Origin of the sequence: Thalassospira lucentensis, from assembly GCF_032921865.1 — a bacterium.
GTDB lineage: Bacteria > Pseudomonadota > Alphaproteobacteria > Rhodospirillales > Thalassospiraceae > Thalassospira > Thalassospira lucentensis_A.
On sequence record NZ_CP136684.1, the window covers coordinates 2130044 to 2145206 of the forward strand.

At 53.4% G+C, this 15163-nt stretch carries 15 protein-coding genes; 7 read left to right on the forward strand and 8 right to left on the reverse strand.

Features of this window, described 5'->3' with window-relative positions:
- The 5 genes from R1T41_RS10455 to R1T41_RS10475 all read right to left on the reverse strand — a co-directional run bounded on the left by R1T41_RS10455 (position 1) and on the right by R1T41_RS10475 (position 5607).
- Entirely contained in the window at positions 1-396 is a 396-nt protein-coding gene (locus R1T41_RS10455; RefSeq protein ID WP_317341484.1) for a hypothetical protein, read from the reverse strand.
- Between the two features lie 77 nt (positions 397-473).
- Positions 474-2318, reverse strand: coding sequence for a GGDEF domain-containing protein (locus R1T41_RS10460; RefSeq protein ID WP_097051268.1), 1845 nt, complete (start codon positions 2316-2318; stop codon positions 474-476).
- A 213-nt stretch (positions 2319-2531) separates the two neighbouring features.
- Positions 2532-3470, reverse strand: coding sequence for a site-specific tyrosine recombinase XerD (gene xerD, locus R1T41_RS10465; protein ID WP_317341485.1), 939 nt, complete (start codon positions 3468-3470; stop codon positions 2532-2534).
- A 12-nt stretch (positions 3471-3482) separates the two neighbouring features.
- Positions 3483-5468 (reverse strand): antifreeze glycopeptide, encoded by a 1986-nt coding sequence (locus R1T41_RS10470; RefSeq protein ID WP_317341486.1) that lies wholly within the window; start codon positions 5466-5468, stop codon positions 3483-3485.
- A 1-nt stretch (position 5469) separates the two neighbouring features.
- Positions 5470-5607 carry a hypothetical protein gene (locus tag R1T41_RS10475; RefSeq protein WP_167443535.1) on the reverse strand — a complete coding sequence of 46 codons (138 nt, stop codon included), beginning with the start codon at positions 5605-5607 and terminating at the stop codon, positions 5470-5472.
- Between the two features lie 395 nt (positions 5608-6002).
- Between R1T41_RS10475 and R1T41_RS10480 the strand changes: the two genes are divergently transcribed.
- The 6 genes from R1T41_RS10480 to R1T41_RS10505 all read left to right on the forward strand — a co-directional run bounded on the left by R1T41_RS10480 (position 6003) and on the right by R1T41_RS10505 (position 11956).
- Complete coding sequence (locus tag R1T41_RS10480) at positions 6003-6605, forward strand: shikimate kinase (RefSeq protein WP_082824728.1); 603 nt, start codon at positions 6003-6005, stop codon at positions 6603-6605.
- Positions 6602-7741 (forward strand): 3-dehydroquinate synthase, encoded by a 1140-nt coding sequence (gene aroB / locus R1T41_RS10485; RefSeq protein ID WP_062958740.1) that lies wholly within the window; start codon positions 6602-6604, stop codon positions 7739-7741. Before R1T41_RS10480 ends, aroB begins: the two co-directional genes overlap by 4 nt.
- 123 nt (positions 7742-7864) lie before the next feature.
- Positions 7865-9139, forward strand: coding sequence for an HlyC/CorC family transporter (locus R1T41_RS10490; RefSeq protein ID WP_062951556.1), 1275 nt, complete (start codon positions 7865-7867; stop codon positions 9137-9139).
- A 238-nt stretch (positions 9140-9377) separates the two neighbouring features.
- Positions 9378-9827, forward strand: coding sequence for a CBS domain-containing protein (locus R1T41_RS10495; protein WP_062951555.1), 450 nt, complete (start codon positions 9378-9380; stop codon positions 9825-9827).
- A gap of 129 nt (positions 9828-9956) precedes the next feature.
- Positions 9957-10547, forward strand: coding sequence for a DUF2889 domain-containing protein (locus R1T41_RS10500; protein WP_062958739.1), 591 nt, complete (start codon positions 9957-9959; stop codon positions 10545-10547).
- 74 nt (positions 10548-10621) lie between these two features.
- Entirely contained in the window at positions 10622-11956 is a 1335-nt protein-coding gene (locus R1T41_RS10505) for a transporter substrate-binding domain-containing protein (protein WP_317341487.1), read from the forward strand.
- An 8-nt stretch (positions 11957-11964) separates the two neighbouring features.
- Here the strand turns inward: R1T41_RS10505 and R1T41_RS10510 are convergent, their stop codons facing one another.
- The 3 genes from R1T41_RS10510 to R1T41_RS10520 form a co-directional block, all read right to left on the reverse strand.
- A complete protein-coding gene (locus R1T41_RS10510) occupies positions 11965-12546 on the reverse strand; it encodes a cytochrome c (RefSeq protein ID WP_317341488.1) in 582 nt (193 codons plus the stop codon).
- Positions 12546-13799, reverse strand: coding sequence for a PQQ-dependent sugar dehydrogenase (locus R1T41_RS10515; RefSeq protein WP_062958736.1), 1254 nt, complete (start codon positions 13797-13799; stop codon positions 12546-12548). Before R1T41_RS10515 ends, R1T41_RS10510 begins: the two co-directional genes overlap by 1 nt.
- Before the next feature lie 150 nt (positions 13800-13949).
- Positions 13950-14240 (reverse strand): BolA family protein, encoded by a 291-nt coding sequence (locus tag R1T41_RS10520; RefSeq protein ID WP_317341489.1) that lies wholly within the window; start codon positions 14238-14240, stop codon positions 13950-13952.
- A 160-nt stretch (positions 14241-14400) separates the two neighbouring features.
- Between R1T41_RS10520 and R1T41_RS10525 the strand changes: the two genes are divergently transcribed.
- Positions 14401-15045: a J domain-containing protein gene (locus R1T41_RS10525; RefSeq protein ID WP_062951549.1), complete on the forward strand. Its 645-nt coding sequence runs from the start codon at positions 14401-14403 to the stop codon at positions 15043-15045.
- The last annotated feature ends 118 nt before the right edge of the window (positions 15046-15163 follow it).

Consider the following 15163-nt stretch of genomic DNA (forward strand, 5'->3'; position numbering starts at 1 on the left):
CTAGACATAGAAATCAACCAGACTGCCGCGGTTGCTGGATGCGTTGATGAAACTGCCGTTAGACTGTCCTTTGGCGCCATAACCGTTCGCGGCATCTTCTGACTGTTTGTTTTCCAGCGTCAGGGGATTCTGCCCTTCCTGAAACCGGCGTTCATTGCGAGCTATTTCCTCTGCACGCTGAACACGTTCGATTTCGTCGTCCGAAAGATGGATCGAATTTGCGACTTGCTCTACGGATTGTTTCTGCTGTTCGTGTTGGGCCTCGGACGTGCGCGGAGAAACCGGGCTCGCAGGGCGAACCGGGATCGGCGGCAGAATTTCAGACGTGCTGGTAACGCTGACCATAATGGCGGGATGGCTCGATACGTTTGTTGTTACGGGCAGCATAAAAGGCATGCTGCGATAATCCGGATTTTAGCGTCAGCGATTTTAAAGAAAAGTCTTATTTGCAACGATAAGGCGAACCACGCAGGTTATCGGACCTCTGGTTGCGTCGATGTGGCGGTATCGGTGGCATCATAATGACCGCTGGCAAACCGGGTCGGGCTGTTTTTGGCTACTGCCTTCAGCTTGGCTGCCTCGATTGATATGTGATCAAGGGTGATATCCGTACGCTCCGGCGGGATACGAACCAATGCGGCACTTACGGTCATAAGTGGAAATTCGCTTGTTTCACCGTTGCGTCCTTTGCCAATCAGATAACCCTGATCGCGGGTTTTGGCATCATAGAAGCTTTTGATCTGTTCATCGAACATGTATTGGGCACGTTGCACCGCGTTGACGGCATCCTCGAAATCAATCGACTGAACATAGGCAAAGAAATCATCGCCACCGATATGGCCAACAAACCAGTCATTCTGGCTAAGTGCTTTGCCAAGTATGTCCTTGAAAAGCAGAATGGCGCGATCACCCTGCCGGAATCCGTATAGATCGTTGAAGGGTTTGAAATTGTCGAAATCAAAATAGACAGCAAATCGACGGCGACGCGGTTTGGCGAGTGCATTTGCGGCATATCGGTAAATGGCACTGTTCCCCGGGAGGCGCGTCAGCGGATTTTCATCGCGGGCATTAAGCGTGTTGCGTTCATTGACAGCGCGTAACAGTGCACTTTGATCCAGAACCCCTAGATAAAGTCCGTTCTCGGTCAGGATCACACCGTCAAGCGAGTCTGCTGCCACAAAAGTTTCAAGCAGTTCTGAGAGACTGGTATTGATGTCTGCAATGGGACAACGGCGCAAAAACCGGCTGATATTGGTTCGGTTCGCCGGATTTTGCAAAAGCTCGCGCCCGAACGGGGTATAGATGAATGCTTTGAAATCAGAGTCCCGGATAACGCCAAGCGGTTCGCCTTGCCGGTTGATAACCGGTGCGATGGCAATGTCGGTATTTTTCTGGAAATAGGATAGAATCTCGACCGGGTTGATATTGTTTTCGATTGGTGGTGTTTCGAGAAGATATGACCGCAGCACATCACCATCACGTTCAACACCGCGCCGGTTTTCCAGTGAAACACCGGAAATGGCAGGCACAATATCGGTACGTTCTGGTAAATCGACAGATGGCCGCGCGATGAAAAAACCCTGAACCAGATCGCACCCGATCCGGCGACAGCACAGAAATTCCTCTCGGGTTTCAACGCCTTCGGCGACAACCTGTGCGGCAATCATGTGCGCGAAAGCGGTGATCTGCGATACAAACAGTTCCTTGCGCCGGTCGCGATCAATGCCGTCGATGAAAAACCTGTCAATCTTGATAATGTCGGGTTCGCATTCATACAGGGCGCGCAACTGGGCAAAGCCACTGCCGTAATCATCAATTGCTACCTTGAAACCCTGACTGCGATATCGCAGCAGGATATCCTGAAGGTACTGAGCGTTGCTGATGTCGTGCCGTTCGGAAATTTCAAGAAAGATGGTGTCGCGTTCAAGTCCGGCATTGCGCAGAAGTTCCGCGGTGCGACCGGGCTGATAATCCCGGGTGCGGACAACGCGACTGTCAAAATTATAGAAAAGTTTTAAACGGCGGGCTTCGGGCAGACGCGCGAATTTTGCAATCGCCTTCTCGCGCAGCATCATATCCACACCGTGCAGGTTTCCGGTTTCCCAGGCGGTATCGAAAAGAGACTGGATCGAGCTAAAGCCGCTGTCTTCCCAGCGACGTAGCAAGGCTTCATATCCGAAAACATGACCGGTATGTGGATTGACGATGGGCTGAAAGGCAAAGTCGACTTTCTCGACGATTTGCTTCCAGTTTCGAAGGCGAATAGCTGGCCCCTCCGATCTGTCAGCTGTCAGTTCGTCCTCCGCATCAAATGCCAAGGCTGTTCCCCGATCTTGAAAAATTTTACCGACCCTTTGGTTAGCAAAGCATCATGAATGATGTACCGCTCCTATCGCAGGATCGGCAACAACCTGATGACAGTACAGTTACGAATATATGACATCCGCAGAAAACCGACATTTTTTGCGGGATTTGGTCGAGTATTCTTATACGGAAAGCTAGACAAATTTGGCGATCCGAGTGGATCGTGATCAACTGCGCAGCAATTGCGCCAGCGGATGATGTTCTTGCACAAGGCCGCGCAATCGCGATTCGAGAACATGCGTATAGATTTGTGTCGTCGAAATATCGGAATGACCTAGCATCTGTTGCAGACTGCGCAGATCGGCACCGTTTGCCAGAAGGTGACTGGCAAACGAGTGACGCAAGACGTGCGGTGATACCCGTGACGGGGAGATTCCGGCTTCGGCGGCTAGGTCTTTGACCATATTCAGAAACATTTGCCGCGTCAGATGACCGGACTTCCCGCGCGACGGAAACAGATAGGGTGAGTGGCCGGGTTGTTTTGCCTTTGTCATCGGAATGAAAGAGTCCCGGATTTCAAGGTAGTTTCGTAAAGCATCACGTGCCGGATCGGACAACGGCACGAGGCGCTCCTTGCTTCCCTTACCGCGCACGATCAACATTTGCGGATCGCGCGCCGCGGCGGAAAAAGGCAGCTCAACCAGTTCCGAAACGCGCATGCCTGTGGCATACATCAGTTCCACCATTGCCAGAAGCCGCTTGCCTTTGATGCCGTCATGGCGGGTTGCGGTGATAATCAGCCGATCAATTTCATCAATTGTCAGAAACTTGGGCAGTGTATTGCCCTGTCTGGGGCTGTCTATATGGGCGGATGGATCGTCATTGCGATATCCGTCGGCATAAAGGAATTTGTGAAACTGCCTTACGGCTGAAAGACGCCGGGCCTGGGTACGCGGTGCCAGACCGGCATCGCCAAGTGATGCCATGTATTTTCGAACATGTATGTCCTGTGCCCCGACAAGGTCTGATTTCTGCCCGGTCAGACTGGCAACATAATCTTCGAGATCGCGGCGATACGCATCGAGCGTATGAATACTCGCACCGCGTTCTGCCGCCATCATTTCCAGAAAGGCAGCGACCAGATTACTGTTAAGCGGCTGGGCCACAATTCATATCCGTTACTGGCTGCGTGCCATCAGTATTTCGACGGCAAGGCGACGTGCTTCTTGTGTCAGTCCGATATGGTTGAGTGCGGCAACCGCATCCGAGAGGTCCTTTGGGTCCCCATCCGGAGCGCCGGCAACCTGCTGTGCCTGAATGGCCAGGGCAACCGTCTTGCCACGTTGCATATTCATTGCTGCGGTTTCAAGATGATGGCTGACAGCCGTGTTGATGGTCTGGCGCGTGTCAAGATAGGGGGCGGTCAGAAGCACATTCCAAAGTGCGACCGGTACTTCGATACCGAACCCGTCAAAAAGGCTGAAGATCAGTTCTGCATCACGTTTTGCCTGTATCTGATCGCCACGCGCCGCGTCCATTTCCTGCCATTCGGTCATGCGGGCACGATGTTTGGCTTGCGCGTCGCTCATCGGGGCGGATGTCGTCGCTGGCGGGGTAAGTGCCACAGCACCGCCAAGTCCATATCGCACCGGTGTCGTGGCCGTATCATCGGGCAGATTAACCGTAACGCTGCCGTTGGACGCGTCGGCATCGGCGTTGGCCATCATCGAGGCACCTGTATCCTCCAGTCCGGCAAGTGCAAGAACCGGATATAGAAGGATCAGTCGGGATTCGATATCGTTCCCCGGATTGGCGTTGTTCTTGGCGGTTTGCAGCCAGCCGGCCGCACGTTCCATATTGTCTGCGGCGACCGAGGCTTTGAGCGCATCAATTGCGAACCAGGAAAAATCGCCATTCACGGGGATATCGGCCAGAAGATCAGATGTCAGACGCGATGCCTGTGCAAAATCACCATTGATGATTGCATTGTCGTAAAGAGCCGCGAGGATTTCCGCACGTACCGCCGGAACATCACTTTTGCCCGCCGCCTGATAAAGTTTGGCATACTGACGGGCCGGGACGGCTTCTGGGGCTGCATCAAGGGCGTTGATAAGTGTATCGGCATCAAATGACACTGCGCCATATATGTTGCGCAACCTCTTAGTATCAATCAGGCCCAGACTTTCAGCTTTCCGTGCGGCTTCAAGCCGGATATCGGTCGATGTTGCCGACGCATTGACCAATCCAAGAATGGCAGAGGGATTGCCGGTCTCAAGTTGACTGGTCGGGATGTTTTGTTTGGCGATTTCAAGCAGGGCGATGTCAATCGGTCGCAGATTGACCAGAATGTCCGAAGATGCGGCGGCTCCGTTCCTGATGGCGGCAACCAGACCAAAGAACGTCTTGTCGGTTTCACCTTCCATTTCGCGGACCAGATCGGTCGAGAACGACGCCGATGCACGGTCATTTGCATGAAGGGCGCACATGATATTGGCCTTGAGCCAGAAAAGATCATCAAAACTGTTGCCGTAACCATCAATCGCGGCACAGGCATCGTCAAGTTTGCCGGAAATCATCAGGGCATTGACTTCTGTCTGGGCCAGAAGCGAACCGCGTGCGCCTTGCGGAGTGGCACGAACAAGATCAATTGCACCATCTAGTTCCCCCATATTGATCAGTTTGGCCGCACGCGTTTCGAGCATGCTGATTTCCTTGTGATCATCGGGAATTGCCGCGATGCTCAGTAGCAGGCGACGCGCAAGATCGCGGGCTGTGTGTGTGGCGGGTGTTGCCGGAAGATCCGTAAGCAGGCGCGCAGCAGTTTCACGGCTGGTGCCATTCCACATGTCAACGCCAAGTCCGCCACGTTCACGTCCCAGTGTGCCGACAGCTTCGGCATCGACCGCTTGGAGAGTTACTGTCTGTACGGCATCGGGGTCGCTGGGGAATGTTTCGGGTTGTGTCCCGTCACCCTGACCGAAATTGTTGTTTGTGGTGGGAGAGGACGGCGCAGATTGTGAATTTGCGTTCTGTTCTGCTTCCTGTTTCAAAAACAGTGGCACCGGTGCCTGTGCATTGGCAAAAGCCGCGGGCAAGGTGATTCCGGCACCTGTCATCATGGTGATGAAACAGGATTGCATCAGCAGGCGAGAACGCAAGCGCATGTCAGTTAAACCTCGAATTCGGAATGGTTTCTTCCATCTGGGTTGTCGGTGACGGTATATCCCAGGTGACCAGAAATGTTGCGCCACCAACGATGACGGCAATGATCAGCAATAAAATGAGACGCGAAATTATCTTCATGATTTCCAGACTTCAGTGCGTTGGTTCGATATGCGCAAAGATAAGTATGCGGAGCCCGGTACAGGATGCAAGACAGAGCCGAACCGATTTGGCCCTAGCCATGAATTCAGCCTGTGATTTCTCCAACCCCGTTCCCCGACCCTTTTCCCTGACATTCCAATTCGGCGATATAAAGGCAGTTTAGGGTCCGGGTCCTCACAGAGGGTTAACGCGATTGGCAAAAGTTTTCGGTCGGTATGCAAATGACCCGACTACCCGATAGTGCGTAGATCCCCTGTGTGACGAAGGAATTTGTCGGTCAATAGCGCGGTTTGCTTGCGTTTAGACCTTAGCTGGCCTAAAGAAATGGGTAAATTGTGTGATAACCGGATTAAAGACAGGACTGCAAACCGATCATGGAGAGCAATATTGCCGAGTCGGGTTTGCGCGATGACGTGCTTGCAAATATCCGGACAAGCCTGAAAGGCAGACCGCTGGTGTTTATCGGTCTTATGGGGGCCGGAAAGAGCTGCATCGGACGGATGGTCGCCAAGGCGCTTGATCTGGATTTTGTCGATGCCGATCGTGAGATCGAGGAAGCCGCAGGCTGTTCGATCGCCGACATATTCAAGCTGTATGGCGAAGAAGCCTTTCGCGACGGGGAGGAACGTGTGATCGCCCGATTGCTTGATGGCGAGCCGCTTGTACTTGCAACGGGTGGTGGGGCTTTTATTCGCGAAAAAACCCGTGCACTTATTCTTGAAAAGTCGATCTCTGTCTGGCTGCGTGCCGACCTTGATCTACTGCTGCAGCGTACCAGCGGGCGGACGCATCGCCCGCTGCTGAACAATGGTGATCCGCGTCAGATTCTCGCTGATCTGATCGAGGCGCGCTATCCGGTCTATGCCGGGGCTGACATCATTTTTGATTGTGACGAATCTTCCAAGGAAGAAACGCGCGACGGGGTTCTCGCCCTGCTCGCACGTTCATTTGATAAAGACGGGAATATAATCCGGTGAGCAATCAGACGCCCTCCGCTGCAAAAAGTCATGACGTCCTTCGCGTTGAACTTGGCGCACGCAGTTATGACATTCTGGTCGGCAGTAACCTTCTGGCAGATACAGCCGGTCATATTGCACCGTTCGTTAAAAAGGCCGGTGTCGTCATTATAAGCGATGCGACGGTCGCCGACCGTCATTTGCCAACGGTTCTGACATCGTTGAATGCTGCCGGGATTGCACATCGTGAAGTTATCGTTCCCGCGGGTGAAAAATCCAAAAGCTTTGCCGTGTTCGAGGATGTCGTTGAACAGATTCTTGCGATGGGGATTGAGCGTTCAACCCTGATCATTGCACTGGGCGGTGGTGTTGTTGGCGATCTTGCCGGTTATGTTGCCGCATCGCTTTTGCGCGGTCTTGATTTTGTTCAAATTCCGACAACCCTGCTGTCGCAGGTCGACAGTTCCGTTGGAGGCAAGACCGGTATTAACTCGAAATCGGGCAAAAACCTTGTCGGGGCGTTTCATCAACCGCGGCTGGTTCTGGCTGATACGGCGGTACTCGATACGTTGCCGCGTCGCGAAATGCTGGCCGGTTATGCCGAAGTCGTTAAATATGGCCTGATTGATGATCCGGAATTCTTCGACTGGCTTGAAAGCAATGCAGAAGCCGTTCTGAATAATGATGGCCCGGAACGCCGTGTCGCCGTAATGCGAAGCTGTGCGGCAAAGGCACGGATCGTTTCGCAGGACGAGCGCGAGTCCGGAAAACGTGCCCTGCTTAACCTTGGGCACACTTTCGGTCATGCGCTGGAGGCCGAAACCGGATACGGAGCAAAGCTTTTGCATGGCGAAGCGGTGGCGATGGGCATGGTCATCGCGCATGATGTTTGCGGTGCCATGGGGATGGCTCCGGCTGGTGAAAAAGACCGGATTGTCAGCCATCTTAAATCTGTCGGATTGCCGGTATGTGCGTCTGAAGTGCCCGGCATGCACTGGGACATCGACCGTTTGATCAGTCATATGTCACGTGACAAAAAGGTAAGCGACGGCGAGATTACGTTTGTGATGACGCGTGGAATCGGCAAGGCCTTTACATCCAAGGCGATGGATATCCAGAAAATGCGTGCAGCCATTACCCGGTCCTGCCACGCCTGATATCGGGTAGGGCTAAATAAATCGCTGTGAAGTCGATGACTTGCCGGATCGATGATTGACCTGATACCTCGCAACAGCACAATGTGATGATCTGTTGTGTGTACCCATTGGAGACGGACCTGAATGACAATCACGATTGTCGTGATTTTTATCCTGCTGATGCTTTCGGCTTTCTTTTCTGGCTCGGAGACTGCGCTAACGGCGGCATCAAAGCCTGTCATGCATCACAAAGAACAGGACGGGGATCCACGGGCAGGTATTGTCAACCGGTTGCGTCAGTATCAGGAACGTCTGATCGGGGCGATTTTGCTGGGTAATAACCTTGTCAATATTCTGGCCTCGGCTCTGGCGACGTCGGTCATGATCGAACTGTTTGGCGAGCGAGGTGTGGTTTATGCAACTGCAGCCATGACAGCACTTGTTCTTATATTTTCTGAAATCCTGCCGAAAACCTATGCGTTGCAACATGCCGACAGCATGGCGCTTCGCGTTGCGCGACCGATGAGTATTCTGGTCGTTGTCTTTGCACCCGTCACCCAGACTATTCAGGTGATTGTCCGTGCTACCTTGCGATTGTTCGGCAGCGGCGAAGGCCCGGGAACGGATCGCGAGCGTGAATTGCGCGGTGCGATCGAACTGCATGCTGATGATGTGGTTGTTGGCGATCACCATGCCGAACGCACGATGTTACACGGGGTGCTTGACCTTGAAGATGTCGGGGTTTGGGAAATCATGGTGCACCGGCGCAAGGTGCAGATGATCGACATCACCCGTCCGATGGAAGAAATTCTTGATACGGTTCTCGCAAGTCCGCACACGCGTATTCCGATCTATGACAAGGACCCTGACAATATCGTAGGTGTCCTGCATGCGCGGGAGGCGTTAAAGGCGATTGTTCGCGGGGCCAAACCGGAAACTGCTGAAGATGTTCGCGCACTGAGTTCCGAACCATGGTTCATCCCTGACAGCACCACACTTGCCGATCAGCTTAAAGCGTTCAAGGAACGTCACGAACATTTTGCCATCGTCGTGGATGAATATGGTGCCTTCGAAGGCGTTGTGTCGCTGGAAGATATCCTTGAGGAAATCGTTGGCGATATCGCTGATGAAACCGATGTCGAGGTTGTCGGAGTCCAACCACAAACGGATGGCTCGGTAATCGTGCGGGGGGATGTAACCATTCGCGATCTGAACCGTCGGTTTGGCTGGCGCCTGCCGGATGAAGAAGCGGCCACCGTTGCCGGTTTGCTGCTTTACGAGACCCGTCGTATTCCCGATGTCGGGCAGCAGTTCCGTTTCCACGGGCTGGAATTCGAAGTATTGCGCCGTATTCGTAACCAGATCACCCGGATCAAATTGCGCGAAGTTCGCGAAGTCGCCACCGACGAACTGAACTAGCACCAAACCCGCTAAAACAGACAGGCAGCGCGGCTTCCCGTGCTGCCTATTTTGCGTTATTCGGCGCAAAACTGTTCTGTTAAATCTACTTATCGGTTAAAATGATCATCAAAGGTCTTGATCGATGTGATTGCAGGGCCACTTGCAAATAAGGGCCCCAATGCGCGTTTGAAGCGCTGTTTCAGGCAATCTGATCGGGGCAGGGCACGTGGCAACAGCAACCCGCAGAGAGAAAAATATGGATACGAAAATCGTACCTGGTGTGGTCAAAGAGCAGTCGATCGCAACCTTGAATCCCGCAGACTCGGTTATGGATGCCGTCAATATGATGACCGAACGCAAGATCGGTGCCGTGATCATTGTTGATAACAGTGCCAGACTTGCCGGTATCTTTACCGAACGCGACCTTGTGAACCGGGTTGTGGCGAAGGGACTGGATGCGGCATCCACACCTCTTAAGCAGGTCATGACCGCCAATCCCGATACGCTTGGTCCCGATGACACGGCAATGAATGCTCTGGAATTGATGAGTGCCCGGCGTTATCGCCATCTTCCGGTAATTGACGGAGAAACTGTTGTCGGCATGGTTTCCATTCGTGACCTTTTCAATGTCGTCAAGGCACAGCTCGAAGAGGATTTGCGGGAACGAGAGAAGTTTATTTTCGGTTCCGATTACGGCGTTGCGTAAATCAGAGTCTGTCGATGTATTATGCTTTATAGCGGCTGATGCGGGCTTGCGCGTCAGCCGTTTTGCATTTTTGAAGGTTGACAACGTAGCGGTTAATGTCTTTACGTTTACGTAAAGGAGAGATGCGCCATGCCCTTGTCCAGCCCTGCTGCTGAGCGTGAACATATCCACACCCGAAATGTCACCTGCACCGGATATCGCCGGAAGGACGGTCTTTGGGATATCGAAGGCCATATTACCGATACCAAGACCTACGGGTTTGAAAATAACGACCGTGGGGAAATACCGGCGGGTGTGCCAATCCATGAAATGTGGCTGCGCATCACTGTTGGAGATGACATGGTGATTAACGCGGTCGAAGCCGTTACAGACCATGCACCATTCAATGCCTGCGATGAAATCGCCCCGAATTACGAGGCACTGGTCGGACTTCGGATCGGGCCAGGGCTGAAACAGCAAATCCGCGAGAGGGTGGGCGGCATTCACGGATGCACCCATCTGACGGAATTGATGGGACCGGTTGCAACAACTGCCTTTCAGACAATCTTTCCTATCCGTGCTCGAGAAGCCGAAGAACGGCGTAAACAGCAGGAAAAGGACGGCACCGCATCGAACCCGCCTAAAAAACGCAGGTCCCCCTTGGTCAATAGCTGCCATGGCTGGCGCAGCGACGGTGCTGCGGTCAAGCGCATCGCCCCGGATATGTATACCGGTGACTGAACCGCGATCTTGTAACGACAATTACCAGCCACAATATCATCTGTGATGGGTTTTCGGTGAAGATCAGGTGTTGCATGGGACGCCACACGCAGTCATGGGGACGAAATATTTTCAGGCAATCGGCATTTGCCTGTATCTTCATTTCGCGACTTTGTCTGGCTGCATTCGGTTTTGTCTTAATCCTGAATAGTTCGTCCGCAGGGGCACAGGATTTCCCCGGTTCACCCGGAGAGGATGCGTTTCTGATCCTGCAAACCAATCTGCAACCCCCCTATCAGCAATTGCAGGATGGTATTCTTCAAGGCTATTCCATAACCGTATTGAATTGTGCGTTTGACCGGATCGGTGTGGGCTACGGAATTGCAATTGCACCTCGCCAGCGTAATCGGGAAATGGTCAGAAACGGGCAGGCGGATGGCTTTTTCCTCGCGCGGATAAGCCCGATTATGGACGAATACGCCGATCCTACCTTGCCGCTAGCCCTTGAAAAATGGGTCTGGATTTCAGCAGCCGGGCAACAGGGCAGTTTCGCGGCAATCCCGGCACCTGAAAGCCTGCTGTCTGTTGGCGCCATCCTTGGTTCGAACGAGGCCGAGTGGCTAGTCGAGCAAGGATATCATGAAATTGCCAAGGTGCCGTCGATTAACTCGCTGATCTCGCAGGTTCTGGCCGGGCGGGTGGAATATGCGCTGGTGGACAAGCAGACATTTGAAGCCGCACGCGACGACATGGGGCATCATGAAACCCAGTTCAATATTCAGTTCGAACGATATGCGCCGCTTGTTGTCTATTTTGGGCGCGAATATACCCGCCGCAATCCGGATCTGATTGCGGCCCTGAACACGGCACTTCGTACCTGTGAAACTTTGCCCATGCGGCTTGAGGATTGGGAACGCGACCTTATCACCCGTCAACAATTGCCGATGATCCGTTCGATGGCAGGTGATCCAAAGCTGATTGCAGCGGTCCGGACTGCATTGGGCGGGGCTGATGTGCGCGCAGGGGCACTTGCCGATCTGGATCGTGAATGGCGGCGGGACAGTGAACGCGGTGTCGCCAGTGCCAAGGCGACCGAGATCCTTGAAAATCCTCTTTCCGGTATGTTGCGTTCATTTCAGGAAGACGATGCCGACAATATCGCGGAAATATTTGTCTTCAACACCAAGGGCGCGGTGATCGGCATGAACCGCCTGACATCTGATTTCGATCAGTCCGACGAACCGAAATTCAAAGTCATAATCCGGCAGGACCCTGATCTGAGCCAGATCGCCGATATCTATTTCGACGGATCGACCCGTACCTTCCTGTCGCAGGTGACAGTGCCGGTTATCGATCCCGATACCGGAAATATCATTGCGGCAATGACGGTTGGCCTTGATGTCTCGGGCGCTTTGCGTCCCGATAGCTGATCGTCGGTTCAGTTCTGTTTTGCCGGGTCGGTGATTTTTATTTCAATGGCACTGTACCAGTCGGCCGCTGCCTGAATATCTGCATCCGTCAGGTCAGCCGCAATCGGCGACATGATTTCATTATTTCGTTTGCCGTTCCGAAACGCTTTCAACTGGGTTTCGATATAGATATTGGTTTCGCCCGCAAGGTTCGGGGCATCCGGCATTTCCGAGATACCGTTCGCGCCATGGCACGCCACGCAAAGTTCTGGTGCATCATCGCCGGATTTTCCGGTGGGGAGTGCGGCGGTAATTTCGAAATGGCTGTACCAGTCGGCCACGTCGGAAATCTGCTGATCTGACAGGCCCTTGGCGACGACGGTCATCATTTCGTGTTCCCGGCTGCCATCGCGAAAGGCGCGTAACTGTGCTTTGATATATTCCGAAGGTTCGCCACCGATGTGTGGCGCAATAGGGATGCGGGCAAAACCGTCCAGCCCGTGACAGGTGCGGCACATTCCCGCAACTTTTCGACCAGTATCAATATCCTGCGCCAAGGAGACCCCGGCGGGCAGAAGCCCGCCGAGGATCATGAAAAGCACTATCCGCATCAGGAGCCCTCGTACCAGATGCGGTAGAGCGCACCGGCAAGGTCATCGGACACGATCAGCGATCCATCCCGAAGTTGTGCGACATCGACCGGGCGGCCAAGATATTCGCCATTTTCATCAATCCAGCCTTCGGCAAAGGGTTCTGTACTCGCATTGCCGTCGCTGTCGATAAAGGTCACCATTACCCGCGCCCCGACCGGTGTTGTTCGGTTCCATGAGCCGTGCTGGGCCGAGAAAATGGCATTGCTGTATTTGGCGGGAAACATCTTGCCGGTATAGAAGCTCATGCCAAGGTCAGCGGCGTGTGCCACGGTTTCCACAGCCGGCATCACGACGTCATAGGGGACTTCTTCACCGGCATATTCGTTGGTTCGAACGTCGCCACCACCATACCAAGGATGGCCGAAATGTTGACCGGCTGCGGTTTGTCGGTTGATCTCACCCGGTGGAATATCATCGCCCATGCCGTCAACCTGATTATCGGTCCACCAAAGTTCACCTGTTTCAGGGTGAAAATCATGTCCGACCGAGTTGCGAACACCATAGGTGTAAACTTCGCGACCGCTTCCATCGATATTGATCCGGATGATGCCACCGATCCCGTGTTCCCGATACAGTTCCAGCTTGTCTTTGGGAGCAACGTTGAACGGCTGCCCAAGCGAGATATAAAGTTTGCCATCCGGGCCGATTTTGCAAACACGTGCGGTGTGATTGTAACTTTCTTCGGATGGCGGGACCAGTTCACCCTCTTTAACCACATTGAATGCCGCAACATCCGGGCTTTCATAGAAAAACTCGGCTGCGGGGAATGTCAGAACCCGGTTCTGTTCTGCGATATAGAGCATGCCATCTGGTGAGAAGCATGGACCGTTTGGAATGGAAAATCGTAAAGACGGGGCGAAATCCTTTACTTCATCGGCAACGCGATCCTTGTTGCGGTCGGTCACCGACCAGACTTTATCCTTCCGCGTGCCTACAAATGTCACGACCCCCTGCGGGCCAACCGCGATATGGCGGGCATCGGGCACGACAGCATAAAGGGCGATCTTGAAACCGGCCGGCAGGGTAATGCGCTCAAGAGTCTTTTTGATGCCGTCGGCATAGTCTCCGGTTTGTTCAATCCTGGTGAATTCAGTGGTTCCGGTCGACTGGAAGTTGGAAAGCTTTTCGAGATTGTCCGGGGCAGGGGCCTGCGCGTAGGCCGTTCCGGACATAAACAGGGCGACGCTCGCCCCGACAAGGCGTGTTTTCATCACATAGTCCTCCCGTTTGTATCGGACGCAGATTTGACCAGCGCCCGTGTTGCATGTGCAGCGAACTGCACGTGCAACTTCTGGGCAGATATTGCGCCGGAAAATAACGGTCGTCTAAGTTGATTTCACCATGTGGAATAAACGCAATGGTTATTTTTGGGCGAGGGCAGCGGCGTACTCGGCAGGCGTCATGGTCTTGAGCGCCAGTGCATGAACCCGGTCCTTGAGAAGCTGGTCAAGGGCGATATAAACCAGCCGCTGGCGATTGACGCGATTCTCGCCTTCGAATTTTTTTGACACCACCAGCACCGAAAAATGGGATTCGCCACGCGGGTCGGCTCCGGAATGACCTGCATGTTTTGACGAATCGTCGAGGATTTCGAGTTTCTCGGGGGAAAATTCCGTGGTCAGGATGTCTCGAATCTGCTGGGCTACCTGCATGACAATGGCCTCTTGTTTCGGTGTGTTTCACATTGATGAATGCGAAAATCTAACTGTTGGCAACGTTCTGGCATGCGATGGCAGTTTTTCAAGCCTTTTATCGCATTAAATCGGCCCGTATGATATTGCGAAACCGGATGATCAGAACATATAGACGCAGATGAACCGAGGCCAACGCAACAAGCGCAAAACCCTTTACCACGAAGAACCAGACCTGCCCGAATGCGAGTGGCCGGGATGCGAAGGTCATGGCGAATTTCGCGCACCCAAAGATCGCAAGCTGCGCGACTATTACAAATTCTGCCTCGACCATGTCCGGGAATACAACAAGTCCTGGAACTACTACGAGGGCATGAAGGCCGAAGACATTGAAAATGATGTCCGGCGCGATACCCATTGGCAGCGTCCGACCTGGCGGTTTGGTCATATTCGCGGTGCCAAAAAGCCGTTCAACTTCAAATTCAGCGACGGTTTCGGTTTCTTTAACGAAGATGGTGACCCGACACACCATGGCCCGGGTGGCGATCCGGCCGGTGACCGGAAACGCAGAAGTGAAGACGCCCAGCGCCGAGCAGGCGCAATGGGCATGCCATCCGAACAGCAGCAGGCGATGGCGACACTCGATCTTGGCTGGCCGTTTTCAAAGGATGAGTTGAAGTCCAAATACAAAACGTTGTCGAAGAAATACCACCCTGATGCTAATGGCGGGGACAAGGGAGCCGAGGAACGGTTCAAGAAAATCAGTGCCGCCTATTCATCATTGATGAGCTATATCCGCGATCTGGAAGCACGGGTTCCCCTTTGATCTGAACACGATGCCGGAACAGATTTTGATAAAATCTGTCTTGCAATTCACGCCCTGGACCTTTTCATTGTTCGATCCATTTGCGGCGATAGACGTTTTTTGCGCATCTTCCCTTTGT

Coding starts and splice junctions, on each gene's coding strand:
- R1T41_RS10455 (WP_317341484.1), bottom strand. CDS start 396: ATGCCTTTTATGCTGCCCGTAACAACAAACGTATCGAGCCATCCCGCC.
- R1T41_RS10470 (WP_317341486.1), bottom strand. CDS start 5,468: ATGCGCTTGCGTTCTCGCCTGCTGATGCAATCCTGTTTCATCACCATG.
- R1T41_RS10475 (WP_167443535.1), bottom strand. CDS start 5,607: ATGAAGATAATTTCGCGTCTCATTTTATTGCTGATCATTGCCGTCATC.
- R1T41_RS10480 (WP_082824728.1), top strand. CDS start 6,003: ATGGAGAGCAATATTGCCGAGTCGGGTTTGCGCGATGACGTGCTTGCA.
- R1T41_RS10490 (WP_062951556.1), top strand. CDS start 7,865: ATGACAATCACGATTGTCGTGATTTTTATCCTGCTGATGCTTTCGGCT.
- R1T41_RS10495 (WP_062951555.1), top strand. CDS start 9,378: ATGGATACGAAAATCGTACCTGGTGTGGTCAAAGAGCAGTCGATCGCA.
- R1T41_RS10500 (WP_062958739.1), top strand. CDS start 9,957: ATGCCCTTGTCCAGCCCTGCTGCTGAGCGTGAACATATCCACACCCGA.
- R1T41_RS10505 (WP_317341487.1), top strand. CDS start 10,622: ATGGGACGCCACACGCAGTCATGGGGACGAAATATTTTCAGGCAATCG.
- R1T41_RS10510 (WP_317341488.1), bottom strand. CDS start 12,546: ATGCGGATAGTGCTTTTCATGATCCTCGGCGGGCTTCTGCCCGCCGGG.
- R1T41_RS10515 (WP_062958736.1), bottom strand. CDS start 13,799: ATGAAAACACGCCTTGTCGGGGCGAGCGTCGCCCTGTTTATGTCCGGA.
- R1T41_RS10520 (WP_317341489.1), bottom strand. CDS start 14,240: ATGCAGGTAGCCCAGCAGATTCGAGACATCCTGACCACGGAATTTTCC.
- R1T41_RS10525 (WP_062951549.1), top strand. CDS start 14,401: ATGAACCGAGGCCAACGCAACAAGCGCAAAACCCTTTACCACGAAGAA.